Origin of the sequence: Mycobacterium europaeum (assembly GCF_034555895.2) — a bacterium.
Taxonomy (GTDB): Bacteria; Actinomycetota; Actinomycetes; order Mycobacteriales; family Mycobacteriaceae; genus Mycobacterium; species Mycobacterium europaeum.
In genome coordinates, this window is the sequence record NZ_CP157315.1 from 2,980,796 (window position 1) to 3,005,664 (window position 24,869).

At 70.3% G+C, this 24,869-nt stretch carries 25 protein-coding genes; 6 read left to right on the forward strand and 19 right to left on the reverse strand.

Features of this window, described 5'->3' with window-relative positions; genetic code table 11:
• Positions 1 to 51: 51 nt before the first annotated feature.
• The 7 genes from thyX to U8D42_RS13370 form a co-directional block, all read right to left on the reverse strand.
• The gene (gene thyX, locus U8D42_RS13340; protein WP_322860045.1) at positions 52 to 807 is read right to left on the reverse strand and encodes an FAD-dependent thymidylate synthase; all 756 of its coding nucleotides are present in this window, start codon (positions 805 to 807) and stop codon (positions 52 to 54) included.
• Between the two features lie 10 nt (positions 808 to 817).
• Entirely contained in the window at positions 818 to 1,879 is a 1,062-nt protein-coding gene (locus U8D42_RS13345; protein WP_322860044.1) for a restriction endonuclease subunit S, read from the reverse strand.
• A complete protein-coding gene (locus tag U8D42_RS13350; RefSeq protein ID WP_322860043.1) occupies positions 1,876 to 3,249 on the reverse strand; it encodes an N-6 DNA methylase in 1,374 nt (457 codons plus the stop codon). The genes U8D42_RS13345 and U8D42_RS13350 overlap by 4 nt, the downstream gene beginning before the upstream one ends.
• Positions 3,249 to 4,502, reverse strand: a complete 1,254-nt coding sequence (locus U8D42_RS13355; protein ID WP_322860186.1) for a winged helix-turn-helix domain-containing protein — start codon at positions 4,500 to 4,502, stop codon at positions 3,249 to 3,251. Before U8D42_RS13355 ends, U8D42_RS13350 begins: the two co-directional genes overlap by 1 nt.
• A gap of 18 nt (positions 4,503 to 4,520) precedes the next feature.
• Positions 4,521 to 5,222, reverse strand: coding sequence for a DivIVA domain-containing protein (locus tag U8D42_RS13360; protein ID WP_085242023.1), 702 nt, complete (start codon positions 5,220 to 5,222; stop codon positions 4,521 to 4,523).
• 85 nt (positions 5,223 to 5,307) lie between these two features.
• Entirely contained in the window at positions 5,308 to 5,805 is a 498-nt protein-coding gene (locus U8D42_RS13365; protein ID WP_085242024.1) for a dihydrofolate reductase, read from the reverse strand.
• Entirely contained in the window at positions 5,802 to 6,602 is an 801-nt protein-coding gene (locus U8D42_RS13370) for a thymidylate synthase (RefSeq protein ID WP_322860042.1), read from the reverse strand. The genes U8D42_RS13365 and U8D42_RS13370 overlap by 4 nt, the downstream gene beginning before the upstream one ends.
• 42 nt (positions 6,603 to 6,644) lie before the next feature.
• On the opposite strand from U8D42_RS13370, the gene U8D42_RS13375 reads away from it, so the two are divergent.
• Positions 6,645 to 7,394 (forward strand): dienelactone hydrolase family protein, encoded by a 750-nt coding sequence (locus U8D42_RS13375; protein WP_322860041.1) that lies wholly within the window; start codon positions 6,645 to 6,647, stop codon positions 7,392 to 7,394.
• A 24-nt stretch (positions 7,395 to 7,418) separates the two neighbouring features.
• Here the strand turns inward: U8D42_RS13375 and U8D42_RS13380 are convergent, their stop codons facing one another.
• From U8D42_RS13380 to U8D42_RS13390, 3 genes are read right to left on the reverse strand one after another with little or no spacing between them, the layout of a single operon-like run.
• Positions 7,419 to 8,510, reverse strand: a complete 1,092-nt coding sequence (locus U8D42_RS13380; RefSeq protein WP_090423054.1) for an acyl-CoA dehydrogenase family protein — start codon at positions 8,508 to 8,510, stop codon at positions 7,419 to 7,421.
• Positions 8,507 to 9,700 (reverse strand): acyl-CoA dehydrogenase family protein, encoded by a 1,194-nt coding sequence (locus tag U8D42_RS13385; protein WP_322860040.1) that lies wholly within the window; start codon positions 9,698 to 9,700, stop codon positions 8,507 to 8,509. Before U8D42_RS13385 ends, U8D42_RS13380 begins: the two co-directional genes overlap by 4 nt.
• 2 nt (positions 9,701 to 9,702) lie before the next feature.
• Complete coding sequence (locus U8D42_RS13390) at positions 9,703 to 10,479, reverse strand: SDR family oxidoreductase (RefSeq protein ID WP_322860039.1); 777 nt, start codon at positions 10,477 to 10,479, stop codon at positions 9,703 to 9,705.
• 90 nt (positions 10,480 to 10,569) lie between these two features.
• Between U8D42_RS13390 and U8D42_RS13395 the strand changes: the two genes are divergently transcribed.
• The gene (locus U8D42_RS13395) at positions 10,570 to 10,917 is read left to right on the forward strand and encodes a PE-PGRS family protein (RefSeq protein ID WP_085242030.1); all 348 of its coding nucleotides are present in this window, start codon (positions 10,570 to 10,572) and stop codon (positions 10,915 to 10,917) included.
• On the opposite strand, the gene U8D42_RS13400 is transcribed toward U8D42_RS13395, so the two are convergent.
• The 4 genes from U8D42_RS13400 to U8D42_RS13415 form a co-directional block, all read right to left on the reverse strand.
• Complete coding sequence (locus tag U8D42_RS13400; RefSeq protein ID WP_322860038.1) at positions 10,872 to 14,156, reverse strand: acetyl-CoA carboxylase family protein; 3,285 nt, start codon at positions 14,154 to 14,156, stop codon at positions 10,872 to 10,874. The genes U8D42_RS13395 and U8D42_RS13400 overlap by 46 nt on opposite strands.
• A complete protein-coding gene (locus U8D42_RS13405) occupies positions 14,153 to 15,697 on the reverse strand; it encodes a class I adenylate-forming enzyme family protein (RefSeq protein ID WP_322860037.1) in 1,545 nt (514 codons plus the stop codon). Before U8D42_RS13405 ends, U8D42_RS13400 begins: the two co-directional genes overlap by 4 nt.
• A gap of 88 nt (positions 15,698 to 15,785) precedes the next feature.
• A complete protein-coding gene (locus U8D42_RS13410; RefSeq protein ID WP_085242033.1) occupies positions 15,786 to 15,989 on the reverse strand; it encodes a hypothetical protein in 204 nt (67 codons plus the stop codon).
• A gap of 61 nt (positions 15,990 to 16,050) precedes the next feature.
• Complete coding sequence (locus U8D42_RS13415; RefSeq protein WP_322860036.1) at positions 16,051 to 16,344, reverse strand: hypothetical protein; 294 nt, start codon at positions 16,342 to 16,344, stop codon at positions 16,051 to 16,053.
• Between U8D42_RS13415 and U8D42_RS13420 the strand changes: the two genes are divergently transcribed.
• The 3 genes from U8D42_RS13420 to U8D42_RS13430 are packed head-to-tail and all read left to right on the forward strand — an operon-like array spanning position 16,343 to position 19,590.
• A complete protein-coding gene (locus U8D42_RS13420; protein ID WP_431523768.1) occupies positions 16,343 to 17,155 on the forward strand; it encodes a response regulator transcription factor in 813 nt (270 codons plus the stop codon). The genes U8D42_RS13415 and U8D42_RS13420 overlap by 2 nt on opposite strands.
• Positions 17,156 to 17,158: 3 nt before the next feature.
• The gene (locus U8D42_RS13425) at positions 17,159 to 18,715 is read left to right on the forward strand and encodes a GAF domain-containing sensor histidine kinase (protein WP_322860035.1); all 1,557 of its coding nucleotides are present in this window, start codon (positions 17,159 to 17,161) and stop codon (positions 18,713 to 18,715) included.
• 44 nt (positions 18,716 to 18,759) lie between these two features.
• Positions 18,760 to 19,590: a thioesterase family protein gene (locus U8D42_RS13430; RefSeq protein WP_431523769.1), complete on the forward strand. Its 831-nt coding sequence runs from the start codon at positions 18,760 to 18,762 to the stop codon at positions 19,588 to 19,590.
• Here the strand turns inward: U8D42_RS13430 and U8D42_RS13435 are convergent.
• Genes U8D42_RS13435 through dapB form a run of 3 tightly spaced genes read right to left on the reverse strand, consistent with a single transcriptional unit; the run spans position 19,587 to position 21,239 of the window.
• A complete protein-coding gene (locus U8D42_RS13435) occupies positions 19,587 to 20,042 on the reverse strand; it encodes a flavodoxin family protein (RefSeq protein WP_068058832.1) in 456 nt (151 codons plus the stop codon). The two genes, U8D42_RS13430 and U8D42_RS13435, sit on opposite strands and share 4 nt — an antisense overlap.
• A complete protein-coding gene (locus U8D42_RS13440) occupies positions 20,039 to 20,494 on the reverse strand; it encodes a hypothetical protein (protein WP_322860034.1) in 456 nt (151 codons plus the stop codon). The genes U8D42_RS13435 and U8D42_RS13440 overlap by 4 nt, the downstream gene beginning before the upstream one ends.
• A 7-nt stretch (positions 20,495 to 20,501) precedes the next feature.
• A complete protein-coding gene (dapB, locus tag U8D42_RS13445; RefSeq protein WP_085242135.1) occupies positions 20,502 to 21,239 on the reverse strand; it encodes a 4-hydroxy-tetrahydrodipicolinate reductase in 738 nt (245 codons plus the stop codon).
• Between the two features lie 103 nt (positions 21,240 to 21,342).
• Here dapB and U8D42_RS13450 point away from each other — a divergent pair, with 103 nt between their 5' ends.
• Positions 21,343 to 22,689, forward strand: coding sequence for an HNH endonuclease signature motif containing protein (locus tag U8D42_RS13450; RefSeq protein ID WP_322860033.1), 1,347 nt, complete (start codon positions 21,343 to 21,345; stop codon positions 22,687 to 22,689).
• Position 22,690: 1 nt separating this feature from the next.
• Here U8D42_RS13450 and U8D42_RS13455 read toward each other — a convergent pair whose 3' ends face one another.
• Both U8D42_RS13455 and U8D42_RS13460 read right to left on the reverse strand, forming a co-directional pair.
• The gene (locus tag U8D42_RS13455; protein WP_322860032.1) at positions 22,691 to 23,773 is read right to left on the reverse strand and encodes an NAD(P)H-dependent amine dehydrogenase family protein; all 1,083 of its coding nucleotides are present in this window, start codon (positions 23,771 to 23,773) and stop codon (positions 22,691 to 22,693) included.
• Entirely contained in the window at positions 23,770 to 24,777 is a 1,008-nt protein-coding gene (locus U8D42_RS13460; RefSeq protein WP_322860031.1) for a Rieske 2Fe-2S domain-containing protein, read from the reverse strand. The genes U8D42_RS13455 and U8D42_RS13460 overlap by 4 nt, the downstream gene beginning before the upstream one ends.
• Positions 24,778 to 24,869 lie beyond the last annotated feature (92 nt).

Below are 24,869 nucleotides of genomic sequence, written 5' to 3' on the forward strand. Positions count from 1 at the left end.
ACCTGGCGGCGGCAAGGGCTTGAGTAACGGCGCGGAGGTCCGGCGGGAAACTCAGGCCTCGGTCGCCAGCGGGCTGGTGGCCACCTCGGTCCCGTCGGCCAGCGTCGAGATCTCGAAGTCGGCGAACACCGCCGGCGCGGCGCCGGCGAGCTGGCGCAGGCACTCGATGGCCAGCCGCCGGATTTCCACGTCGGCGTGCTCGCTGGCGCGCATCGCGATGAAGTGCCGCCAGGCCCGGTAGTTGCCGGTCACGACGACGCGGGTCTCGGTCGCGTTGGGCAGCACGGCGCGGGCGGCCTGGCGCGCCTGTTTGCGGCGCAAGACCGCGTTGGGCTGGCCCGCGGCGAGTTTCGCCTCGAGCTTGCCCAGCAGCTCGGTGTAGGCGGCCCGGCCGGCGTCGGCGGCCTCGGTCAGGATCTGCCGCAGTTCGGGGTCGTCTTCCATGCCCGGGGGCACGACGACTCGCGAATCACCCTCGGGCACGTAGCGCTGTGAGAGCTGTGAGTAGGAGAAATGCCGGTGCCGGATGAGCTCATGGGTGAGCGATCTGGAGATGCCGGTGATGTAGAACGACACGCTCGCGTGCTCGAGCACCGAGAAATGCCCGACGTCGATGATGTGCTTGATGTAGCCGGCGTTGGTCGCGGTCTTCGGATTGGGTTTCGACCAGCTTTGATAGCAGGCCCGGCCGGCGAATTCGACCAGCGCCGGGCCGCCGTCGGCGTCGGTGGTCCACGGCACGTCCGGCGGCGCCAGGAACTCGGTCTTGGCGATCAGTTGCACGCGTAGCGGCGCGGTCTCGGCCACGGCGCTCACCTTAACGCGGTGACCGCACCGACAGCTCACCCGATATCAACACCGGCAGCAGCGCGTCGCGCAGCGCGGCCAACCGCACGCTTTCGGTGCGGCGCGCGTGGCACAGCGCTCCCAGGCCGGTGATGGTTTGCCGGGCACCGGCGGGCAGGCGCCGGACGTCCGGGACAGCAACGTCCAGCAGCTCGCGGGGCTGGATCCGCTGATGGCTGCCCGACGTTCCGGCGACCCGACGTTGCAGTCGTTCGGAGACGTCCGGCTGCCGCACGGCCGCCCACAGGGCCGACGCGTCGAGGCCGCTCGGGGTAAGGACGACGAACTCGCTGCTGGCCAAGGCCATTTCCGAGGGCAGGCTGACCACGTTCCAGATCCGCGGGATCCGGGGGTTCAGTTTCGCGAACAACACACACGGCTCCGACAACAGGAACTTGCCGCTCCGGATGGACTCGGCGGGCACGACGCGCGGGTTCGCCCCGTCATCGAACGCGGGAAGGCTGAAGTGCGCGACCACCTCGTCGAACTCGGCCACGTTGAGGAACTCCGTGGCGCGGCTCGCCAGGGCGGACAGCGGCACGCGCTCGCGGGCCGACCCCGCGATGGCCACCATCACGTTCTCGGCGGTCTCGATCACCCGCGCGTTGGCGGATACCTTGTCGTCGAGGGAACCGAGCAACTCGGCGACGGCGCGGCGCCGCGGCGCCCCCACGCTCCGCACGGCCACGGCCCGCAGGGTCCGCTGGCTGAGCAGCGGCTGCCCCGATCCGCAGCGGTGATCGCCGAGCCGGCAGGTGTGCAACGCGTAGTACCAATACCGCGTCTCGCGTGGGTCTTTCGCCCGGCATACCACGGCGTTCTCGGTGACCCAGACGTCGGTGTCGCAATACCGCAGGCTTCCGCACTGCGCCCCGACGCGTCCCAGGATGATCAGCGGACCGGCCGCGTTGGGTTCGTTGCAGTAGCCGATGGCCCCGTTGGCGCCATAGACGCGAAAGCGTCCGCGCGGGGCGCGCCGCGGTGCGCTGCTGCCGTTGCTGAAGACCAGGTGGTCACCCAGCGTGGCCGTCACCGCAGGCGCTCCAGTTGCCGGCGCACGACATCGTCCAGACGGGCGGATTCGTCGAGCGCGGCCAGCAGGTCGCCGGTCAGCCGGGTGATCTTGTCCGCTACCGGCTCGCCGTCGTCGGCGGCGGCGGGCGCACCGACATAGCGGCCGGGCGTGAGGGTGTAGCCGGCCGCGGCGATGTCGTCGAGGCATGCGGAGCCGCAGAACCCCGGGACATCTTGGTAGCCGAGGTTTTTCGCGGCGGCCGCGCGCGATCCGCGCCAGGCGTGATAGGTGTCGGCGAGGCGGGCGACTTCCCCGTGCGCCAGCGCGCGCTCGGCGCGGTTCACCAGGTGGCCGAACCCACGGGCGTCGATGAACAGCACCTGCCCGGACCGCTCGCCCTTGTCCGTGTCGAAGATCCACAGGCACACCGGAATCGACGTGCTGCGGAACAGCTGGGCGGGCAGCGCGACCATGCACGAGACCAGGTCGGCGTCGACGATCCGGGCGCGAATGTCGCCTTCGCCGAGCGTGTTCGACGACATCGAACCATTGGCCATCACCACCCCGGCCTTTCCGCCGGGGGCGAGTTTGGACAGGATGTGCTGAATCCATGCGTAGTTGGCGTTGGCGGCGGGCGGGACGCCGAAGCGCCAGCGCGGGTCGTCTTCGTCGCGTGCCCAATCCCTGATGTTGAACGGCGGGTTCGCCATCACGTAATCCATCTGCACGCCGGCGTGCTGGTCCTCGAGGAGCGTGTCACCCCAGCGCTCGCCCAGGCCGGTGTTGTCGATGCCGTGCACGGCGAGGTTCATTCGCGCGATCCGCCAGGTCTGCTCGACGCTTTCCTGTCCGCAGATGGTGACGTCCGCGGGGGCGCCGGCGTGCTGCGCGACGAACCGTTCGGTCTGCACGAACATCCCGCCCGAGCCGCAGCATGGGTCATAGACCCGCCCGCCTGCGGGTTCCAGCATCTCGACGATCACCCGAACCACGCTGGGCGGGGTGAAGAATTCGCCGCCGCGCCGGCCTTCCGCGCGCGCGAAATTGCCCAGGAAGTATTCGTACACCTCACCCATGAGGTCGCGGCCGCGGCCCCGTTCGCCGAATCGCGCGGAGTCGAGCAGGCAGACCAGCTCACCGAGCCGGCGCCGGTCGAGCCCCTCGCACAGCCGCGGCAGCGCGAGGGTGTCCATCGCGTCGTCGACGAGCCGGCCGATCGCCGGCGATTTCGCGTTGCGCCTCAACAACTCCCACTGCGCGTCGCACGCGTGCTGGAGAAACACCAGCCCGAGGATGACGTCCTTGTAGTGGCTCGCCGGCAGGGAACCGCGCAGCTTGTTGGCCGCCTTCCAGAGCGTGTCTTTGAGCTCCTTGTCCGTTGCCCGCATCAGCCGGCCGCCCGCAGGTCGGCGGCCAGGTCGCCCCGGGTCGCGACGCTGAACCCGCCCAGGCCCAGCCAGGACGCCATGGACCGCAGCTCGCCGGCCATGGCCTCGACCACGCGCGGTCGCGGGGTGTCGGGTTCGCCGAACGCGCCGACGACGCGCAGCGTGTCGCCGGCCCGGTCCGCCTTCAGGTCGACGCGGGCGACCAGTTGCCCGTCCATCAGCAGCGGCCACACGTAGTAGCCGTACCGGCGTTGGGCGGCCGGGGTGTAGATCTCGATGCGGTAGTGGAACCCGAACAGCCGCTCGACGCGGGGCCGGAAGAAGATCAGCGGGTCGAACGGGCACAGCAGCGCGGTGCCGCGGTCGGTGCGCGGCACCGCCCGACCGGCGCGCAGGTAGGCCGGCGCGGGCCAGCCGGCAACCTCGACCGGCTCGATCTCCCCCGCGGCCACCAGGTCGGCGACGGCCGGTTTGACCTGCTGGGCCGACAGGCGGAAGTAGTCACGAATGTCGGCTTCGGTGGCCACGCCGAGCGCGGTGGCGGCCCGCAGCGTCAGTTCCCGGACGGCCTCGGCGTCGTCGACCTCGCGGGCCAGCACGCTCGCCGGCAGCACCCGCTCCACCAGGTCGTAGTGGCGGGCAAAGCCCACTCGCGTGGCGGTGGTGAGCACGCCGGCGGCGAACAGCGCCTCCGCGACCCACTTGGTGTCGCTGCGGTTCCACCATGCGCCCTTCTTCCGGCGCGGCGCGGCGTACTTGGAGGCCAGGTGCGCCTCGATCTGCCCGGCCGTGCTGGGGCCGAGTTCGGCGACGGCGGCGACGACGTCCTCGGCCAGTCGGGGATTGGCCTTGACGACGTGGGTGCCCCAGCGGCCGTGCCGGTACTGGTGCATCCGCCAGCGCAGCAGCGGCCAGTCGTCGACCGCCATCAGCGCGGCCTCGTGCGCCCAGTACTCGGCCAGCAGCCGCGACGACCGCGGGCCCCAGGCGGCGCGGTCCAGCACGTCGCGGTCGTAGGGGCCGAGTCGGCTGAACACCGGGGCGTAATGGGCGCGCACCGCGACCGACACCGAATCCAATTGCAGCACTTGGATTCTCGATATCAGCCGCTTCAGGTGGGCACGGGTGATCCGGCCGGACGGCGGCGGCTCGCTAAAGCCTTGGGCCGCAACGGCGATCCGCCGGGCTTGCGCGGCCGACAGCCTGGGGGTCCGGACAGACACGGCGCCGAGAATACCGCTCGGGTGCGACAGCGGCCGGCGGCGACGCGGCTAGGCCGTGTTGACCTTCCCGTCCAGCGGCACCACGACGCTGGCTTCCGGCGCGTTCTTCTGCTCTTGGTAGGCCGACTCGAGCGCGGCCGGGACCGCTTCGAGGTCGCGGTACACGCCCATCAGCTGCTCGAGGACGTTGATCCGTTGTTGGATCGCCTCGTCCGCCGCGCGCCGCGCCTGCTCCCGGTAGTGATCGGCCTCCCGCTGGGCGTCGCGCCAGGCCTTGTCGACCGCCGCTTCGGTCTCGGCGCGCATGCCGGCCAGCTCGGCCTCGAGCTGCTTCTTGGTTTCCTCGTAATCGTTTTCCATGGCTTTTCGTTGGGCGGCCATCTCCGCCAACTCCTCTTCGTGCTTTCGCTGCGCCGCTTCGATCTCCGCCTGGGCCGCCGCGATCAGCGCGTCCGCCTCGCTGCGCGCCTCGGCCTGCATCTCGGCCACCTCGTCGACCGCGCGGTTGAGCATCTTCGCCATCCGGCGCTGCATCGCGTGCGGTGAGGGCGAGGTGTCGGTGAGGACGGCGACCTCCTTGCGCAACGCGGCCGTCTCGTCGCCGGCCTCTTTCAGCCGGGTCCGCAGGTTCTCCACGTCGTCGAGCAGCAACTGCTGCTTGGTGGCCAACATCTCGATGTGCGCGTCCACCGCGGCCGGGTCGTAGCCCCTGAACATGCGGTTGAACGTTTTTGCGGGTTCGGTTATCACTGCCAATTCCCCCTTCTGGCAACGTGTGGTGACCTCGTGAGACCGACCCCGCGTCCGAGTATGTCACGGTCGCGGGGACCGGGGCTCATGCCCGACGGTAGCTGTGCAGCCGGTACCGCAGCCCGGTGCGGCTGACCTGCCACTCCCCCGTCTCACCGATCCAGCTGTCGTCGAGCACCGGCGCCAACGCGTCGTCGTCGTCGCGCCGCAGGTCGACTTCGACCTCGGTGACCTCGCACCGGGTGGCGCGCGGCAAGGCGAGCAGATAGACCTGCTCGCCGCCGATCACCCAGGTCTGCGGCTCGTCCTCGGCACGGGCGAGGGCGGCCTCGAGCGAATCGACGACCTCCGCCCCGTCGGCCACGAAGTCGCTCCGCCGCGAGAGTACGACATTGCGGCGGCCCGGCAGCGGCCGCACCTTCGCCGGCAACGACTCCCACGTCCGCCGCCCCATCACCACGGTGTGCCCGAGCGTCAGCTCCTTGAAACGGGCCAGGTCCTCGGGCACTCGCCAGGGGATGTCGCCACCGCGGCCGATGACGCCGGACGTCGACTGAGCCCACACCAGACCCAGACGCGTCATACGGCGACGGGGGCTTTGATCGCCGGGTGCGGGTCGTAGTTCTTCACCACGACGTCGTCGTAGGTGTAGTCGAAGATCGAATCACGATGCGCCAGTACCAGTTCCGGGTAAGGTCGCGGTTCGCGGCCGAGCTGGGTGCGCACCTGCTCGACGTGGTTGTCGTAGATGTGGCAGTCACCGCCCGTCCAGACGAACTCGCCGACCGCCAAGCCGGCCTGGGCGGCCATCATGTGCGTGAGCAATGCGTAGCTGGCGATGTTGAACGGCACCCCGAGGAACAGGTCGGCGCTGCGCTGATAGAGCTGGCAGCTCAGCCGGCCGTCGGCCACGTAGAACTGGAAGAACGCGTGACACGGCGGGAGCGCCATCTGCGGGATCTCCCCGACGTTCCACGCCGACACGATGATGCGCCGGGAGTCGGGATCGGTGCGCAGCAATTCCAGCGCCGCGCTGATCTGGTCGACGTGCTCGCCCGTCGGCGTCGGCCAGGACCGCCACTGCACGCCGTAGATCGGCCCGAGATCGCCTGTCTCACTTGCCCATTCGTCCCAGATGGTGATGCCGTGCTCGTGCAGCCAGGCCACGTTGGAGTCACCGCGCAAGAACCACAGCAACTCGTAGACAACCGACTTGAGATGCACCTTCTTGGTGGTGAGCAGCGGGAAACCGGCCGACAGGTCGTAGCGCAACTGCTGGCCGAACAGGCTGCGGGTCCCGGTGCCGGTGCGGTCGGATTTGGCCGTGCCCCGCTCGAGCACCAGGCGCAGCAGGTCCTCGTAGGGCGTCGGGATCGGCACGCGGCCAGCTTAGCTCTCGGGGCCAGGAGTAGAACGGGTGCCATGCCGAAGATCATCGACACCATCACCACCGCTGACGGGGCCTGCACGGTCCACTTCTTCACACCGGATGGCCCGGAGGGCCGGGTCCCCTGGCCGGGCGTGGTCATGTACCCCGATGCCGGCGGGCTGCGCGGCACCTTCGACCAGATGGCCGCGAAGCTGGCCGGTTTCGGTTACGCCGTGCTGCTGCCCGACGTGTATTACCGCAGCGGCGACTGGGCGCCGTTCGACATGGCCACCGTGTTCGGCGACGAGCGGGAGCGCAGGCGGCTGTTCGGCATGATCGGCAGCGTCACCCCGGACAAGATGGCCGGCGACGCCGGCGCCTTCTTCGACTACCTGGCGGCCCGGCCCGAGGTGTCCGGGGAGCGCTTCGGCGTGTGCGGCTACTGCATGGGCGGGCGCACGTCGCTGGTGGTCGCCGGCCGGGTGCCAGAACGCGTCGCCGCGGCGGCCTCGTTCCACGGCGGCGGCCTGGTGACCGACGCCGCGGACAGCCCGCACCTGCTGGCCGACCGGATCAGCGCCACGGTGTACGTGGGCGGCGCCAAAGACGACGCGTCCTTCACCCGCGACGACGCCGAGCAACTCGACAAGGCGCTGACGGCGGCCGGCGTCCAGCACACCATCGAGTGGTATCCGGCTGGTCACGGGTTCGCGGTTCCCGACAACGCGCCGTATGACCCGGCGGCCGCCGAACGGCACTGGCAGGCCATGACCGAGGTGTTCGGTTCGGCGTTGCCGCGCTGAGCCGCCCGGCGGCGCAGGTCTCGCCTAGCTCGGCGGCAGGTCGACCAATTCGGCCAGCCGGGCGCGGTGACGGTAGGCGGTGCCGAAGATCAGCTGGTCGCTCTTGGCTCGCTTGAGGTAGAGGTGCGCGGGATACTCCCACGTCATGCCGATGCCGCCGTGCAGCTGGACGCATTCCTCGGCCGCGTGCACGGCGATGCCGCTGCAATAGGCCTGGGCGAGGGCGGTGGCGACGGCGGCGTCTTCGTCGTCGCGGGCGCACGTGTCGGCGGCGTAGCGGGCCGCCGCCGTCGCCGCCCCGACCTCGAACCACAGGTCGGCCAGCCGGTGCTTGACCGCCTGGTAGGAGCCGATCGCGCGGCCGAACTGCTTGCGCTGCTTGACGTAAGCCAGGGTGGTGTCGAAACACCACTGCGCCACCCCGAGTTGCTCCGACGCGAGCAGGGCCGCCCCGGTGCGCAGCGCCTCGGCGACCGGCCCGTCCGCCGGCCCGACGCGTGACGAGGCCGCCGCCGAAAAGCTCACGTCGGCAAGGGGTCTCGTCATGTCCAACGCGACAAGCGGGGACACCCGCACACCGGCGGCCGCGCGTGGGACGGTATGCAGCTCCAGCCCGTCCGGGCCGGCGACCGGCACCACGAGCACGTCGGCCTCGGCGGCGCCGGCGACGCTGGTGACCGATCCGCTCAGCCCGTCCGCGCCGCCGCTCACCGCGGTCGTGGGATCGCCGGGTGCGGTCGACAGCGGCACCACCAACGCGGCGGTGAGCTCGCCCTGCGCCAGGGCGGACACGGTCTCGGTATCGCCGGCGCGCAGCAGCGCGACGGTGGCCAGCACCGCGCTGGACAGGAACGGCACCGGCGCGACGGCCCGCCCGATCTCCTCCATGACGACCGCGGCCTCCCGGGCACCGGCGCCCGCCCCGCCGAGTGACTCCGGGACCAGCAGCCCGGCCACGCCCAGGTCGGCGGCCAGCGTCCGCCAAACACCCGAAAAGTCCTGCGGTTCCGGGTCGTAGGCGCGTGCCACCGATTCGGGCGGGCAGCGGTCGGCCAACAACTGCCGGACGCTGTCCCGCAACGCCTCCTCGGTGTCGGAATAGAGCAGGTCACTCACCGGTCCAAATCCTTCCAGGCGACGTCTTTGTCGACCCGGTGCTCGCCGGGCAGGCCGAGGATGCGCTCGGAGATGGTGTTGCGCAGGATCTCCGAGGTGCCGCCCTCGATCGAGTTGCCGCGGGCACGCAGGTAGCGGTACCCGGGCTCGCGTCCGATCAGATCGACGACTTCGGTCCTGCGCATGGTCCAGTCGTCGTACTGCAGGCCGGACTCGGCGTGCAGCTCGATGTCGAAGCCCGAAATGGCTTGCGCGAGCCGGGCGAAGGCCACCTTCATGCCCGCGCCTTCCGGTCCCGGCTGGCCGGCCTGGGCCTGCTGTCGCAGCCGCTCACCGGCCAGGCGGAGGACCTCGGTGTCGACCCACAGCCGCATCAGCTCGTCGTGCATCCCGGGGTTGCGCAGCCCCGGCTCATCCCGCCACACCCGGGCGACCTTCCCGATCATCCCGCCCTCGCGCGGTGTCCCGGCGCGGGTGCCGATGGCGACGCGCTCGTTGTTGAGGGTGGTGGTCGCGACCCGCCAGCCGCCGCCGACCGGGCCGAGCCGGTTGGCGTCGGGCACGCGGGCGTCGGTGAGGAACACCTCGTTGAACTCCGCCTCGCCGGTGATCTGCCGCAGCGGTCGCACCTCGACGCCGGGTTGCGTCATGTCGCACAGGAAATACGTCAGGCCCGCGTGTTTGGGCACGGTGGGGTCGGTGCGGGCGACCAGGATGGCCATCTGCGCGTGCTGGGCCATCGAGGTCCACACCTTCTGCCCGTTGACAATCCAGTCGTCACCGTCGCGGACCGCCCGGGTGGCCACCCCGGCCAGGTCCGAGCCCGCGCCGGGCTCACTGAACAGCTGGCAGTAAACCTGCTCACCGGTGAACAAGGGACGCAGGAACTTTCGCTTCTGGTCGTCCGTCCCGAATGCCGCGATGGTGGGGGCCGCCATGCCCATCCCGATGAAATTCTTCGCCGTGCCGCCCACCGGCGCGCCCGCGGCGGCCAGTTGGGCGTCGACGATTTCCTGGGCCTTGCGCGGCAGGTCCAGCCCGCCGAAACCGTGCGGCAGGTGCACCCAGGCCAGGCCCGTGTCGTATTGCGCGCCAAGGAACTCGCGCGGGTCGGTGGTGGCCGGGTCGTGCTCGTCCAGCAGCGCCTGGACCCGCGCCTTGAGGTCCACCGCCAGGTCTTCGGAGCTCATCGCTAGCCCTGCGGCCGTACCTGGAAGCCCTGCGCGGCGCCGAGCAGCAGGCCACCGTCGATGACCATGGTCTCGCCGGTGATCCAACTCGCGGCGTCGGAGACCAGGAAGGCCACGGCGCCGGCCACGTCGGCGGGCTCACCGATGCGTCCGAGCGCGATCGAGGCGGCCAGCGGATCCTCGTGGTCCTTCCACAGCGCCTCGGCGAGCCGGGTGCGCACCACCCCCGGGGCGATGGCGTTGACGCGGACGCGCGGCGAGAGCTCCAGGGCGAGCTGCTTGGTGACGTGGATGAGCGCGGCCTTGGTGGCGTTGTACATGCCCATGGCCGGGGACTGGTGCAGGCCGCCGATGGAGGCGGTGTTGACGATCGCGCCGCCATGCTCGCCCATCCACGCTTTGACCACGAGCGACGTCCACAGCAGCGGCGCCCACAGGTTGACGTCGAAGATCTTGGTGAACCGGGCGTGGTCCTGGTCGATGAGCGGGCCGTAGGCGGGATTGGTACCCGCGTTGTTGACCAGGATGTCCGCGCTGCCGAAGCGCTCCAGCGTCAGGTCCACGCAGCGCCGGGCGGCGTCCTCGTCGACCGCGTGCGCGCCGACGCCCAGGGCGTTGCCGTCCACCTGCGCGGCGGCCTCGTCGGCGGCCTCCTGCTTGCGGGCGGTGAGCACCACGTTGGCCCCCGCGGCCGCGAGCTGCTGCGCGATCGCCAGGCCGATCCCGCGCGAGGCGCCGGTGATGATCGCGGTGCGGCCGGTCAGATCCAGTGAGGTCATCGTGATGCGCCTTCCGTTGCGCGAATGCCAACGGTTGCCCGTTCGCTACATGGATGTTTTACACGCGTATGCGCGTGGTATGCGACCCGCATGTTCTCGAAATTAACCCTCGCGAAAAGACTGGTGGTGGGCGGGACGGCCGCCGCGGCAATCGCGGTCGCACCAATCGCCATGACCGATTCCCACGCCTCGGCGCCCGCGCCGTCGGCGGCCCCGACGCACGTGGTGTTCAAGGACGATCCGGGCGGTGGCGGCTGTGACGCCAACGGCAACTGCGGTTCCGGCGGCCAGTTCAACGGGCCCGGCGGCGGTCCGGGCGGCCAGGGCTGCGTCCCGGGCGTCGGCTGCGGCTCCGGCGGCCAGAACGCGGGGCCCGGCGGGATCCCCGGCGGTCAGGGCTGCCTGCCGGGTGTCGGCTGCGGTTCCGGCCACGCCTGATCGGGTCGACCCGGCGATTCCCGGAGCCTGGCGATCCAGGCCCGGGAGTCCGCGGGGTCGATGACGTCGTCGAGTTCGAACGTGGTGGCCGCCCGCAGCGCCTTGCCGTGCTCGTAGGCCGCCGCCACCAGCTTGTCGAACAGTTCCTGGCGCTTCGCCGGGTCTGCCTCCGCTGCCAGTTCCTTGCTGAACCCGAGGCGTACCGCGCCCTCGAGGCCCATCCCACCGATCTCGCCCGTCGGCCAGGCGACGGTGAACTGCGGGGCGCGGAACGAACCACCCGCCATCGCCATGGCGCCGAGCCCGTAGCCCTTGCGCAGGATGATCATCCCGACCGGCACGGTCAGCCGCGCACCCAGGACGAACATGCGCCCGAACCGCCGGACCGCCGCCTGGGTCTCCGCGTCGGGGCCGACCATGAAGCCCGGGGTGTCGCACAGCGAAATCACCGGCAGCCGAAACGATTCGCAGAGGGCCAGGAAGTCGCCGGCCTTGTCGGCAGCCTCGGCATCGATGGCGCCGCCGAGGTGATGGGTGCTGTTGGCGATCAGCCCGTAGGGCGCCCCTTCGACGCGGACGAGCGCGGTGACGATCCCGACGCCGTAGTCGGGCCGCAGCTCCAACGCCGAGCCGGAGTCGACGATCGCCTCGATCGCCCGGTGCACGTCGTAGGCCCGTAACCGGTTCTGCGGCACCACATGCCGGGCCAACCGCGGATCCGGTGCGGCCCAATCGCCCACCGTGCCCTGGAAGTACGACAGGTACTGCTTGGCCAGCGCGACCGCGTGCGCCTCGTCGCGGGCGACGAGGCTGACGACGCCGTTGCGCCGCTGCAGGCCGATCGGCCCGATCGCCTCCGGCGGATACACCCCGAGCCCGCCGCCCTCGATCATGGCCGGGCCGCCCATGCCGATGTTGGCGTCCGGGGTCGCGATGATGACGTCGCACACCCCGGCCAGCGCGGCGTTGCCGGCGAAGCACCGGCCCGACACGATCGAGATCAGCGGGACCCGGCCGCTCAGCGCCGCGAGCATCCGGAAGGTCGGCACGTCCAGCCCGGCGGCGCCGCCGACGTCGGTGTCGCCCGGCCGGCCGCCGCCACCCTCGGCGAACAGCACCACCGGCAACCGCTTTCGGGCGGCCAGGTCGAACGCGCGGTCGGTCTTGGCGTGGTTGCGCATGCCTTGCGTGCCGGCCAGCACGGTGTAGTCGTAGGACACCACGACGGCCTCGGCCGCCGCTCGCCCGAAGCGGTCCGCGCCGATCGTGGCCAGGCCGGCGACCAGGCCGTCGGCCGGCGTGTTGGCGATCAGGTCCTCCTCCGAGCGCCTGCTGCGCTGCGCCGCGATCGCCAGCGCGCCGTACTCGACGAAGCTGCCGGGGTCGATCAGGTCCGCGATGTTCTCCCGGGCGGTGCGACGCCCTTGCTTGTGCCGCTTGGCAACCGCCGCCTCGCGACCCTCATCGAGGGTGAGCAGATGCCGCCGGTGCACCTCGTCGAGGTCGGCGCGCGGCCGGTCGAGATCCGCTGCGGCCGTTGCCGAATCGCCACCGCCGGCGGTGCCGGTGCGGGTGAAGACCAGTAACGGATCACCGGTTCCGACCACCTGCCCGGGGGCAACCAGGTTGCGCGCGGTCCGCAGCGCATCCGGCGCGACGAGCACGTGCTGCATCTTCATCGCTTCGAGGATGACGAGCTGGCCGCCCGCGTGAACCTCGGCGCCCTCGGGCGCCACCTCGACCACGGTGCCGGCCAGCTGCGCCCGCAGCACGTCCTCGCCGGGGTAGAGCTCGACCGGCGCAACGGGGACCTCGTGGTGGTGCGCCGCCGCGGCCGCGGCCAGCTCGGGCAGCTTGTCGTCGACGAAACCCGTGCTCACGCAGCCGGATTCCACCGCGGGGTCGCTCAGCAGCTCGCGCAGGAAATCGATGTTGGTGCGGACGCCCTCGATGCCGAACTCGGCCAGCGCGGTCCGGGTTTTGCGCAGCGCGGCCTCGGTTGACGGTCCGTGCACGTGGGTGACCACCTTGGCCAGCAGCGAGTCGTAGTGCGGGTTGACAGACAGTCCCGCCCGGCCGTAGGTGTCGACCCGGATCCCCGGCCCGCTCGGTGGCGCGAAGGCGGTGAGCGTGCCGGCGGAGGGGACGACCGAGAGGTCGGCGGCGAAGGTCTCCGCGTTGACCCGCGCCTGGATCGCGATGCCGCGGTGCGCGGCGGGCTCGCCGATGACCTCGGTGCCGTCGGAGGCGATTCCGGCCGGCAGGCCGAGCTGGTAGAAGGAGGCGCCGGCGGCGATGCCCAGCTGGACGGCCACCAGGTCGACGCCGGTCGTCTCCTCGGTGACCGTGTGCTCCACCTGGATTCTCGGGTTGACCTCCAGGAACACGAAGTCCTCACCGGTGACCAGGAATTCGACCGTGGCCAGCCCGCGCAGCGCGACGCGCGCGCACAGCCGGGCCGCGGCCTGGTGTAGGTCCCGCCGCAATCGGTCGGAAAGCCCTTGCGCGGGCGCTATTTCGACGAGCTTCTGATAGCGCCGCTGGATGCTGCAGTCGCGGTCGCCGAGCGCGAGCGCGCGAGTCTGGTGCCCCGCCGGGGCGGCGACCACCTGGACCTCGATGTGCCGGGCACCGTCGAGCAGCGCCTCGGCGAACAACGCCGGGTCGCCGAAGCCCAGCCGCGCCTCGGCGGCGCACTGTTGGTAGGCGTCGCCGATCCGATCGGCGCTGCGCACCGTGCGCATCCCCCGCCCGCCCCCGCCGGCCAGCGCCTTGATCATGATGGCGCCGCCCCGGGCGGCGAAGAACGCCTCGACGTCCGCGATGCTGCTGGGCCCGTCGGTCGCGGGCAACACCGGCACCCCGGCGGCGACGGCGGCGCCGCGGGCGGCGGACTTGTTGCCCACCAGCTCGAGCGCGTCGGCGTCCGGCCCCACGAACGTGCACCCGGCGCCGGCGCAGGCGCGGGCGAATTCGGCGTTCTCACTGAGGAACCCGTAGCCCGGGTGGATCAGCTGGGCGCCGGCAGTCTTTGCCGCGGCCAGCATCGCCGGCTGATCCAGGTACGTTCGCGGTCCGGCACCGGGCAGGCCGATCGCCTCGTCGGCGGCGTGCACGTGCGGGCTCTCGGCATCGTCCTCGGCATAGACGGCCACCGTGCGCATGCCCCGTTCGGTTGCCGTGCGGATGATGCGGAGCGCGATCTCGCCGCGGTTGGCGACCAGCACGGTCGAGCTCATCGCAGCGGGTCCCCCCACCGCACCTGCTCACGGAGTTTGCCTTTGAGCAGTTTGCCGCCGGCGTTGCGCGGCAGCGCACCATCGACCACGGTGACGTACTGCGGCACTTTGAAGTCGGCGAGCTGCGAGCGGCAGTGGTCGAGCACCGCCGGCACGTCGATCTCGTCCGCGCCGCCGAAGAGCACCGCACCCACCTTCTCGCCCATGATGTCGTCGGGAACCGCGAGCACGCACGCGTCGGCGACGTGCGGCGCCGCCAGGAGCACGGCTTCCACCTCGACGCTGGAGACGTTCTCACCGCCGCGGTTGATGATGTCCTTGAGCCGGTCGACGATGTGGACCCGGCCGGCGTCGTCGACGCGCACCACGTCGCCGGTGTGCAGCCAGCCGTCCACGATGGTGGCCGCGGTCGCCTCCGGGCGGTTCCAGTAGCCGGCGGTCACGTTGGCGCCGCGCACCACCAGCTCGCCGACTCCCGGCTCGTCGCCGCCGAACGGGACCAGGCCCAGGTCGACCGACGGCACCGCGTAGCCGACCGAGTCGGCGTGCTCGACGGCGTCGCGGCTGGGCAGGACGGTCATCAGCGAGGCCGTCTCGGTCATGCCGTAGCCGTTGAACACCGTGGCCTGGGGGAAGGCGTTCTTCACCGCCCGCACCAGAGACGGGGCGATCGGGGCGCCGCCGTACCCCACCCAGCGCACACCGGAAACGTCGGCGTCGGCGAAGCTGTTGTGCCGCAACATCAATGCGTAGATCGCCGGGACGGTGACCATGACGGAGATGCGCTCGGCGCTCAGCGTGGCGATCAGCCCCGCCAGGTCGAGGGCGGGCATGATCACCGAGGCGCCGCCGAGCCGGGTGGCCGCCAGCAGCTGCGAGTTGCACCCGGTCACGTGGAACAGTGGCACGGAGATCAGCGTGCGCATCGCTTCGCCGAGATCCCGGGGCTGGTCGAGGCAGCGAATGGCGTTCTCGGTGTTGGTGAGGAAGGCCTCGTGGGTGGTCGGCACGCCCTTGGGGTGGCCGGTGGTGCCCGAGGTGTAGAACAGCGCGGCCACGTCGGCGGGACCGAGTTGCTCGGTCACGTACGGCCGGCCGTCGGGCAACGGCGTGTCGGCGGCCAGGTCAAGCATCGCCCCCGAGTCGGAGAGCACGAACTCGACCTCCGGTTGCGCCGAGCGCGTATTGACCGCGACCGCGACGCCGCCGGCCATCACCGTGCCCCAGAACGCCAGCACCCAGTCGATGCCCGCGGGGTAGCGCACCGCGACGCGGTCACCCGGTCGCAGTCCGGCCGCGCGGAGCCCGCCGGCCACGCGCGCCGCCCGGTCCCACAGCTGGCGGTAGGTCAGTCGCCCGGCGCCGAGTTCGACCACCGCCTCGCCGTCCGGGCGCCGCTCGACGTGTTCGGCGAGCATGCCCAGCAGGGTGGCCGGGAGATCGTCGTAGCGCGGGATGCCGTCGGCGCCGCGAATCACGCCGGTCGTGGGGAACGGGTTGTTGGCCCGGGAAATGTCGAGGACTGCGCCCCGCTGCGTCACGTCTCGACCTCCGTCACAAAGAACAGTCACGTTCCGCTGCGAGCGTAGTGGGCGGTCCGTCCCCAGGGCCCGAAACGGGGCGACCGGATCAGCGCGGTGGTCCCGGCGGCCACCCGGAAAGACCGTCCGCGATCCCGCGGTCGATGTCGTGTTGTTGAACCGGGCCGCCGCCTGAAGGCCTGTCCGCGCAGGCGCAGCCCAGGGTGCCGAAGACGCTGGGGTCGGCGCGGACCGGCGCCCCGCCACCGCAGCTCAGCGCCAGAGCGGCGGCGAGCAGTATCTCGACGATCACCTGACGGCTCCTCCTCACCCGGCGGCTGCCCGCCCCATACATAAGCGGACGGCGACGCGCACTACCGGGTTCCACTGACCAGGTCGGGTGTGCGGTCGACAGCGGCCTCGGCCGCCTCTGACCGCAAGAGCATCCCGTCGAGCGCCAAGAACGTCAGGACGGCCCCGGAGCCCGCCATCATCGGCGGCAACACCAGCACACACAGCTCCGACAAGCCCAATCCGGTCAGCCGAACTCCCGCCGACAAGACGGCCGCGTTGAAGGCGAGCGTCTCGGCCACGTGGAGCACGGACCTCGCCAGATACCGGCCGCCCGCGGCGCGGATACTGGCCGGAGAAGCGGTGGTCGTCTTCATGACCCCAGGCTCACGCGCCGCCGGGTCGGTGTCGTCGGTGCTGACACCCGTCTTGCGGGACGGCCAGCCTGACCGCGGCCGTACCCGCTGGCTGCAATTACGCTCGGCACAGCCGGTGCGGATCAGACGAGAGGACCGGGATCAGGTGGAGTCGGACAAGCCGGGCGTGCGCGTCGTCCTCGCCGACGACGACGTGCTGTTGCGGGAGGGGCTGGCCAGCCTGCTGACGCGGTCGGGCTACCGCGTCGTCGGCCAGGCCGGTGACGCCGCGAGCCTTCTCGAGCTGGTCCGCCGGGAAAAGCCGGAGCTGGCGATCGTCGACATCCGGATGCCGCCGACGGGCACCACCGAAGGACTCGACGCCGCGATGACCATCCGCGACGAGCTGCCGGCCGTCGGACTGGTGATCTTGTCCGCCCACGTGGACGTCGAGCCCGCGACGCGACTCCTGGCCAGCGGCCGCGGTGTCGGTTACCTGCTGAAGACGCGGGTCACCGATGTCGACGACTTCCTGGACACGCTGCGCCGGATCGCCGACGGCGGGTGTGTGGTCGATCCCGCGCTGGTCCAGGAGTTGGTCGAATCGCGCACGCGCAACGATCCGCTGGCCGTGCTGAGCCCACGGGAGTTGGAAGTCCTTGCCCTGATGGCGGAAGGGCGCTCCAACGCCGGCATCGCCCGCCGCCTGTGGGTTACCGAGGGCACCGTCGAAAAGCACGTCCGCAGCATCATGACCAAGCTGGAGCTGCGCGAGACCCCGGACGATCACCGGCGGGTTCGTGCCGTCGTCACCTTCCTGAAGGCCCGCTGACCGGTGCCGAAAGCCAAGTCGGAGAACCTGTCCCGCCTCGGCTCGAGGTTGCTGTCGCGGGACCCGCTACCCACGCCGCTGGGCGTCGCGGTCGCCGCCGCCTGCATTGCGGTGGAAACCTCCGTGATGCTGCTGCTGAAGACACTCGCCGAAGAAAACGCCTTCGGCGTCCTCTACCTGATCGGCGTCCTGATCGTCGCTACCGGCTGGGGCGCCGGACTGGCCGCCGCCACCGCGGCCCTCAGCGCGCTCGCTTTCGTCTACTTTCGCAACTGGCCGGACAGCACGATGGTGCCGACCCAGCCCCAGGACTGGACGGCGTTGCTGGTCTTCGTGGTCGTCGGCCTGGCGGCAAACGCCCTGGCGCGCACCGCACGAGCGCACGCCGCAGACGCCGAACAGCGGCGGCGAGACGCCGAGGCGAGCCGCGATGAGCTCGGTGCGCTGGCCGACCGACAAGCCGCGCTGCGCCGGGTCGCGACCCTGGTCGCGCGCGGCGTTCGGCCATCGGACGTCTTCCCGGCCGTCGCCAACGAGCTGGCCAGATCGCTCGGCGTTGCCAATGCCGCACTCTGGCGCTACGAGAGCGACGGCACCGCAACGCTTGTCGCGGGCCGCGACGACCCGGTTCAGGTGGCGCGGATGCCCGTCGGTAGCCGCTGGTCGTTGGACGGGCAGAACATCGGCGCGATGGTGGCCGATTCCGGTCAACCCGCTCGAATGGACAGTCACGACACGGCGGTTGGTGACGTGGCAGCGCTGATTCGCCGCCTCGGATTGCGCAGCGGCGTGGGAGCGCCCATCGTGGTCGAGGGCAGGCTGTGGGGTGTCGCCGTCGTCGGCTCCTCCGCGGAGCCGCTGCCGCCCGACACCGAACAGCGAATCGGCGAGTTCACCGAACTCGTTGCCGTCGCCGTTGCCAATGCCGAAGCCCACGCGGCGCTCACGGCGTCCCGAGCACGGATCGTCACGGCCGCCGACGACGCCCGCCGCCGCTTGGAGCGTGATCTGCACGATGGGGCACAGCAGCGGCTGGTATCGCTTGCCCTGCAACTGCGCTCGATCGAGGCCGGGGTCCCGCCCGAACTGGGTCCGCTGAAGGACGAAATCTCGGCCGTCGTGACGGGTTTGAACGCGGCATCTGCCGATCTCCAGGAGCTCGCCCGGGGGATCCATCCGGCGATCCTGTCCAGAGGCGGGCTCGGCCCGGCGCTCGAGGCGCTCGCCCGCCGCTGCCCCGTACCGGTCACCGTTCGCCTGGCCCTGGACGAACAGATTCCCGAGTCTGCCGAGGTCGCGGTGTATTACGTTGTGGCGGAGGCACTTACCAACGCCGCCCGGCATGCGCACGCCTCACTCGTCGACGTCGACGCCCGAACCGACGAGTCGCAACTGACGGTCGCCATCCGCGACGACGGAGTCGGCGGCGCCGACAGCCGCAACGGATCCGGGCTCGTCGGATTGACAGACCGGGTCGAAGCGCTTGGCGGTCACCTCGACATCGCCAGTCCGCCCGGTGGCGGGACCGCGCTGTGGGTGGCGATCCCCACCCGCGCCTGACGCCCGCGCAGGTTTCACCGTGGGAGTGTCCTATCGTCATAGCGGTGACGAATGATTCCGCCGTTACGCCCGAGGCATTCTTCACCGTCGACGGCGACTCGTATGTCCCGGGCGCGATGACCCGGGGGCCGTGGGGCGCCGCGATGGGGGGCCAGATCGTCGGCGGCCTGTTGGGTTGGGGCATAGAACGATCCGGCATCGGGCCCGACTTCCAGCCGGCCCGCCTCACGGTCGACCTGCTCCGTCCGGCGTTGCTCGAACCCGTGCAGATCCGGACCTCGGTGCAGCGGGAAGGCCGGCGGATCAAGCTGGTCGACGGCGCCTTGGTGCAGAACGGAAACACCGTCGCGCGGGCCAGCGCGCTGTTCCTGCGGCGCGGGGAACATCCCGACGGTGCGGTGTGGTCGGCACCCCTGACGATGCCGCCGCTTCCGGCCGACTCCGAGGGTTTCCCGGCCGAGATGCCGTTTCTGATCTGGGGTTACGGGGCCACCGCGGCGGGAAGTCCGGGCATCGCGGCCGGCGAGTGGGAACAGTCGCATTCCCAGAAGTTCGCCTGGACGCGGCTGTTTCGCCCGATGGTGCAGGGCCACCCACTGACCCCGTTCACCCGCCTGGCCTTCGTCGGTGACGTCACCAGTTCGCTGACCCATTGGGGCACCGGCGGATTGCGCTACATCAACGCCGACTACACGGTCACCGCCAGCCGCCTGCCCGACGGTGAGTACCTGGGCCTGGCCGCGCAAAGCCATTACGGCATGGCCGGGGTGGCCACCGGCGCCGCCACCTTGTTCGACCGGCACGGCCCGATCGGCACCAGCTCGGCCCTGGCCCTGGCCCAGCCGGCCGAGGCGTTCCGGCCGGAATTCTCCTAGTCCATCAGCTGGGCGGCGACCGTCGCGCCGAGTTCCCAGCAGGCCTGCAGGTCGCCCTTGTCCGGCTTGCCCGAAACCACCACGGTCTCCGCGGCTTTCGTCCAGCCCAGGCCGGTGGTGATCGACATGACGCCGCGCTCGGCGCCCTCGGTGCCCTCGTTGCCGTGCAGGTAAAGGCCGAACGGGCGCCCGCGCGTCGAGTCGAGCAGCTGGTAGTAGGCGCAGTCGAACGCGTGCTTGAGCGCCCCGCTCATGTAGCCCAGGTTGGCGGGGCTGCCCAGCAGATAGCCGTCGGCGCTCAGCATCTCGGCCGGCGACACGGTCAGCGCGGGTCGCCGGACGACCTCGACACCCTCGATCTCCGGATCGGTGGCTCCGGAGACGACCGCCTCGAACATCTCGTGGCAGTGCGGGGACGGTGTGTGGTGGACGATCAGCAGCGTCTTGCTCATGGGCGGCCCTGCAATTCGAGCGCCGTCTTCATCGCTGCCCGCGCCCGGCGGCGATCCCCCGCGTAGTCGTACGCGCGGGCGAGCCGGTACCAGCGCCGCCAATCATCGGGGTGGTCTTCGACTTCGGTGCGCACCTCGGCGAACAGTGCGTCGGCGGCGTCCCGCTCGATGCGGCCCGAGGCCCGCCGTGGCAGCGCGCTGGTGTCGAGCTCCATGCCGTCGGCCGCGATCAGGTGGGCCAGCTTCTGGTGGGCGAACCCGTTGCGCAGGGTCGCGATCATCGCCCACAGCCCGATCACGGGCATGATCAACACCGCCAGGCCCAGCCCCACGGCGGCCGCCCGGCCCGAGGCGATCAGCGCGACGGCCATCCGCCCCAGCAACACGAAGTACGTCAGCATCGCGACGCACATGAACGCGATGAGCAACTGGGTGCGCAGTGCGGCGCTCATCGCCGGTTCACTGCAGGTCGAGCAGGGGCTCGAGCCCCACGGTCAGGCCGGGCCGTTCCTTGACGCGCCGCACCGCCAGCAGCACGCCCGGCACGAACGAGGTGCGGTCCAGGCTGTCGTGACGGATGGTGAGCGTCTCCCCCTCGGTGCCGAACAGGATCTCCTGGTGGGCGACCAGCCCGGCCAGCCGCACCGAGTGCACCGGGATGCCGTCGACGTCGGCGCCGCGCGCGCCGGGCAGGCTGGTGCTGGTGGCATCGGGGTTGGGCGGCAGGCCTTTTCGCGCTTCGGCGATCAGCTTCGCGGTGCGCGCGGCGGTACCGGACGGGGCGTCGGCCTTGTGCGGGTGGTGCAGCTCGATCACCTCCACCGACTCGAAGAAACGCGCCGCCTGCTTGGCGAAATGCATCGACAGCACCGCGCCGATCGCGAAGTTGGGCGCGATCAGCACCGAGGTGTCGGGCTTTTTGTTGAGCCACGCCTCGACCTGCTGCATGCGCTCGGCGGTGAAGCCGGTGGTGCCGACGACGGCGTGAATCCCGTTGCCGATCAGGAACTCCAGGTTGCCCATCACCACGTCGGGATGGGTGAAGTCGATGACCACCTCGGTGTCCGAGTCGGTGAACAGGCTCAGCGGGTCGCCGGCGTCCACCTCCGCGGACAGCGTCAAGTCGTCGGCGGCCTGCACGCCGGCCACCATCGCCGAACCGACCTTGCCCTTGGCTCCCAAGACGCCTACCCGCATGAGGTTCACCCTAGACCGGGCCGATTCATCCACAGTCGGGTGTTTATCCACAGCGGTCGCTTTCTCGGTGGTGCTCGGCGGAGGCCCTCGATAGTGTTCGAACATGAGTTCGATCGAGCTTCCGTCGGAGGTGGCCGCCGCCCTGGAGGCGCGGGACGCGGCCGACGCGGCGGTCCGCGAGCTGAACTTTGACGCGCTGAGCCCGGTGGTCAGGCTGCGGGTGCTGGAGTGTCTCGAGACCTCGCGCCGGCGGCAGGTCGCGACGAGTCATGACCTGATCGCGGGGCTGGCGCGCGAGGATCCCGGCGACCTGGGCGGGCCGGTTCACAAGGTCATCGGGGATTGGTTGCGGATCAGCTATGCCGAGGCATGCCGTCGAGTTCGGGACGCGAGACAGCTATCGACGCGCCTGACCCTGACCGGCGAGGCGCTGCCGCCGGAGTTGCCGGCCACCGCCCGGGCGTGGCGGAACGGTCTCCTTAATGGTCAGCACCTGCGGGTGATCCAGACCTTCGTACGCGACCTGCCAGACGCCACACCCGCCGATCAGGTGGATGCGGCCGAGCGTTTCCTGGCCAGGCAGGCGGTGGGCCTGCGTCCCGACCAGTTGCAGAAGGTCGCGAACCAGTGCGCGGTGCGGATCAACCCCGACGGAAAATTCTCCGACGCCGACCGCGCCCGGCAGCGCGGATTCACCTGGAGTGGCCAGCGCATCGACGGGATGAGCATCGGCAAACTGGTCGCTTCCCCGGAGTTGCGGGCCAACCTGGATGCCTGGCTGGCGCGGTTCGCCGCGCCCGGCGCGTGCAACCCGGACGACGAAAAGCCCTGTGTCGACGGCGAACCCAGCGACGAGTCGGCGAGCGGCGACGTGCGCAGCCACGCGCAGCGCCAGCATGACGCGCTCAACGCGTTGGTCCGCGGCCGACTGGGCGATCCGAAACTGGGCGCGCACAACGGGTTGCCGGTCACCGTCATCGTCTCCACCACGCTGCAGGAGCTGACGGCGGGCACCGGGCGGGCGGTCACCGGCGGCGGAACGGTGCTCCCCATGCGCGACGTGATCCGGATGGCACGCCATGCCTACCACTATCTGGCTGTCTTCGATCAACACTCCGGGCGCCCGCTGTATCTCGGCCGGACGCGGCGAATCGCCACGCCGGACCAGCGCATCGTGTTGTACGCGAAGGACCGCGGCTGCACGCATCCCGGCTGTGATGCGCCCGGCTACTGGTGCGAGGTCCACCATCTCGACGACTGGGCCACCGGCGGCCCGACCAACGCCGACAACATCGCGTTCGCCTGCACGCCGCACCACAAGCTGATCGACAGGGGCTGGCGGACAAGGAGACTCCCGAACGGGCGCACCGAATGGATACCGCCGCCGCAACAGGGCCGCGGCCCGGGCACCAACGACTACCACCACCCGGAACGGCTTGCGGACCCTTGACCTAGATCTTGAACCGCCCCGCGAACCCGCGCAGTGGCAGGTCGGCGCTGGTGATGAGTCCCGGCGGCGCCGCGACGACCGATTTGATCGAGGCCAGCGCCGGCATGCCGGTGACGGTCATGCCGATGGAGGCGAAGCTGTCCGGGTTGGACAGGTCGACGCCGGGCTTGGGGAAGATCATGTGTTTGTTGTAGATGCAGGGGTCGCCCTTGATCTGGGTGATGTAGCAGCCCTTGATGTTCCAGCTCGGGTCGGTGTGCGGGGTCATCTGCCATTCCAGGTGCGTCTCGACCCGGGGCACGCCGTCCACCATGCCCTGGTACTTGATGTAGTTGCCGCCCAGCGAGCCCTTGGGCAGGGTGTACCAGCCCAGATCCACGTCCTTGGTGCAAGCGCCGAGCTCGTAGCTGAACTTCACCTCGTCGAGGGGCAGGTCGAAGCAATCGGCCATCATGAGCACGCTGTCGGCGAACACGCGGGTGTACTTCTCCAGCTTGGCCGGGATTTCCGGATCGTCGACCGGCTGGCCATAGCCCACCTCGATCCAGGTGTCCTTGGAGTGGTGGCATGACACGTCCACGGATTCGATCGTGGTGACGTTCTCGATGTCGGCGACGTCGGCCGAACACACCACGCCCAGAATCTGGTTCAGGCCCGGGTTCATCCCGGTCCCGTAGAACGTCGCGCCGCCCTTTTCGCAGGCCTCGGCCAGTAGCCGGCTCACCGGCTTGCCCGACGGGTGCGGATGGTTTTTGTCGCGGTGCCAGCCGGTGATCCAGTCGGCGGTGGTGACGACGTTGATGCCCGCCTCGAGCACCTTGACATAGAGGTCCTCGTCGGGGAACACGCCGTGGAAGGTGAGTACGTCCGGCTTGGCGGCGATGATCTCCTCGATGGTGCCGGTGGCCTTCACCCCGTTGGGCGCCACACCGGCGAGCTCGCCGGTGTCCTTCCCGATCTTCTCCGGCGAATAGCAGTGCACGCCAATGAGTTCCAGGTCGGGCTGGGTCGCGATCCGCTTGATCATCTCCGAACCGACGTTTCCGGTGGCCACCTGGAACACGCGGATCGGTGCGCTGGTCATTGCATTGAGCCTTCCTGTGCTGCGAACGCCTCGGGGTAGAACTGTTTGGCCCACTTGCGAATTGCGGTGAAACCCTGGTACTCGTCGGTGGCCAGTGCCGGCGGGTCCGAGTAGCGCTGGTGCCGCCAGATCTCGATGTCCTGCTCGAACTGCCGGATCACTTCGCGGCCGAACTCGGCCGCCTTGCGCTCGGCGCGGTCGGGGTCTTTACCCGGCGTCCGGCCGATGTAGACCATGAACCGGACGTCGGAGGTGAACTCGTCGACCGGGGTGACCGCGGAGATGGTGCGGTTGTCGATCATCCCCCAACTCTTGGTCACCGCGATGCCCAGGCCGCCGTTGATGGCCTCGACGCCGCTGTTGACGTCCTCGATCTTCTGCCCGTCGTCACCTTCGAACGTGATGGTGAAGTCGACGAACGACACCGGTTCGGCGAAGTCATGACGGGTGAACACGGGCACGATGGGCGTGTTGTGCACGAATTTGAAATGCGCGAAGTCGACCCCGTTTTCGAGCACGTACTGGGGATGCAGCTCCAAGGCCTGCCGATACAACCGCTGCTGCGGGTAGTAGTCGTCGGCGCTGCTGCCGTCGCCGAACGCGGCGAAGACGTCCGGCGCGTCGAAATAGGGCTCACGGCGCTCGACGTCGTGCCAGATGTAGACCGAGGCGTTGCGCTCCACCACGGGGTAGGTGCGGATGCGACGGCCCCGGTTGGGCCGGTCCTGGTAGGGAATGCAGACGTTGCGGCCCTCCTGGCTCCATTGCCAGCCGTGGAACGGGCACTGCAACACCTCGCCGACGACCGTGCCGCCATAACCCAGATGCGCACCGAGGTGCTCGCAGTAGGCGTTCATCACGGTGAGCTGACCGGACTCGGCCCGCCACGCGACCATCTCCTGCCCGAAGTACTTCATCGTGTGCACGTCGCCCACGCCGATCTCGTCGGACCAGGCGACCTGGAACCAGCCGGTTGGTGTCATCGACAACGGCGGCTTAGCCATGCGGGATCCCTCCTTGGCAGAAATGATAGGCGGGACGCTCGCCAAATCAAAGTACCCTCTATGAAACCCTGGGGCGCGATAGGCTCGGCAGA

Bases quoted from the DNA above. Each gene is read 5' to 3' on its own strand.
- U8D42_RS13350 (WP_322860043.1), bottom strand. From the start codon at position 3,249: ATGCGGGCAACGGACAAGGAGCTCAAAGACACGCTCTGGAAGGCGGCC.
- U8D42_RS13365 (WP_085242024.1), bottom strand. From the start codon at position 5,805: ATGACGCGTCTGGGTCTGGTGTGGGCTCAGTCGACGTCCGGCGTCATC.
- U8D42_RS13375 (WP_322860041.1), top strand. From the start codon at position 6,645: ATGCCGAAGATCATCGACACCATCACCACCGCTGACGGGGCCTGCACG.
- U8D42_RS13385 (WP_322860040.1), bottom strand. From the start codon at position 9,700: ATGAGCTCCGAAGACCTGGCGGTGGACCTCAAGGCGCGGGTCCAGGCG.
- U8D42_RS13390 (WP_322860039.1), bottom strand. From the start codon at position 10,479: ATGACCTCACTGGATCTGACCGGCCGCACCGCGATCATCACCGGCGCC.
- U8D42_RS13395 (WP_085242030.1), top strand. From the start codon at position 10,570: ATGTTCTCGAAATTAACCCTCGCGAAAAGACTGGTGGTGGGCGGGACG.
- U8D42_RS13400 (WP_322860038.1), bottom strand. From the start codon at position 14,156: ATGAGCTCGACCGTGCTGGTCGCCAACCGCGGCGAGATCGCGCTCCGC.
- U8D42_RS13420 (WP_431523768.1), top strand. From the start codon at position 16,343: ATGACCCCAGGCTCACGCGCCGCCGGGTCGGTGTCGTCGGTGCTGACA.
- U8D42_RS13415 (WP_322860036.1), bottom strand. From the start codon at position 16,344: ATGAAGACGACCACCGCTTCTCCGGCCAGTATCCGCGCCGCGGGCGGC.
- U8D42_RS13435 (WP_068058832.1), bottom strand. From the start codon at position 20,042: ATGAGCAAGACGCTGCTGATCGTCCACCACACACCGTCCCCGCACTGC.
- U8D42_RS13440 (WP_322860034.1), bottom strand. From the start codon at position 20,494: ATGAGCGCCGCACTGCGCACCCAGTTGCTCATCGCGTTCATGTGCGTC.
- dapB (WP_085242135.1), bottom strand. From the start codon at position 21,239: ATGCGGGTAGGCGTCTTGGGAGCCAAGGGCAAGGTCGGTTCGGCGATG.
- U8D42_RS13450 (WP_322860033.1), top strand. From the start codon at position 21,343: ATGAGTTCGATCGAGCTTCCGTCGGAGGTGGCCGCCGCCCTGGAGGCG.
- U8D42_RS13455 (WP_322860032.1), bottom strand. From the start codon at position 23,773: ATGACCAGCGCACCGATCCGCGTGTTCCAGGTGGCCACCGGAAACGTC.
- U8D42_RS13460 (WP_322860031.1), bottom strand. From the start codon at position 24,777: ATGGCTAAGCCGCCGTTGTCGATGACACCAACCGGCTGGTTCCAGGTC.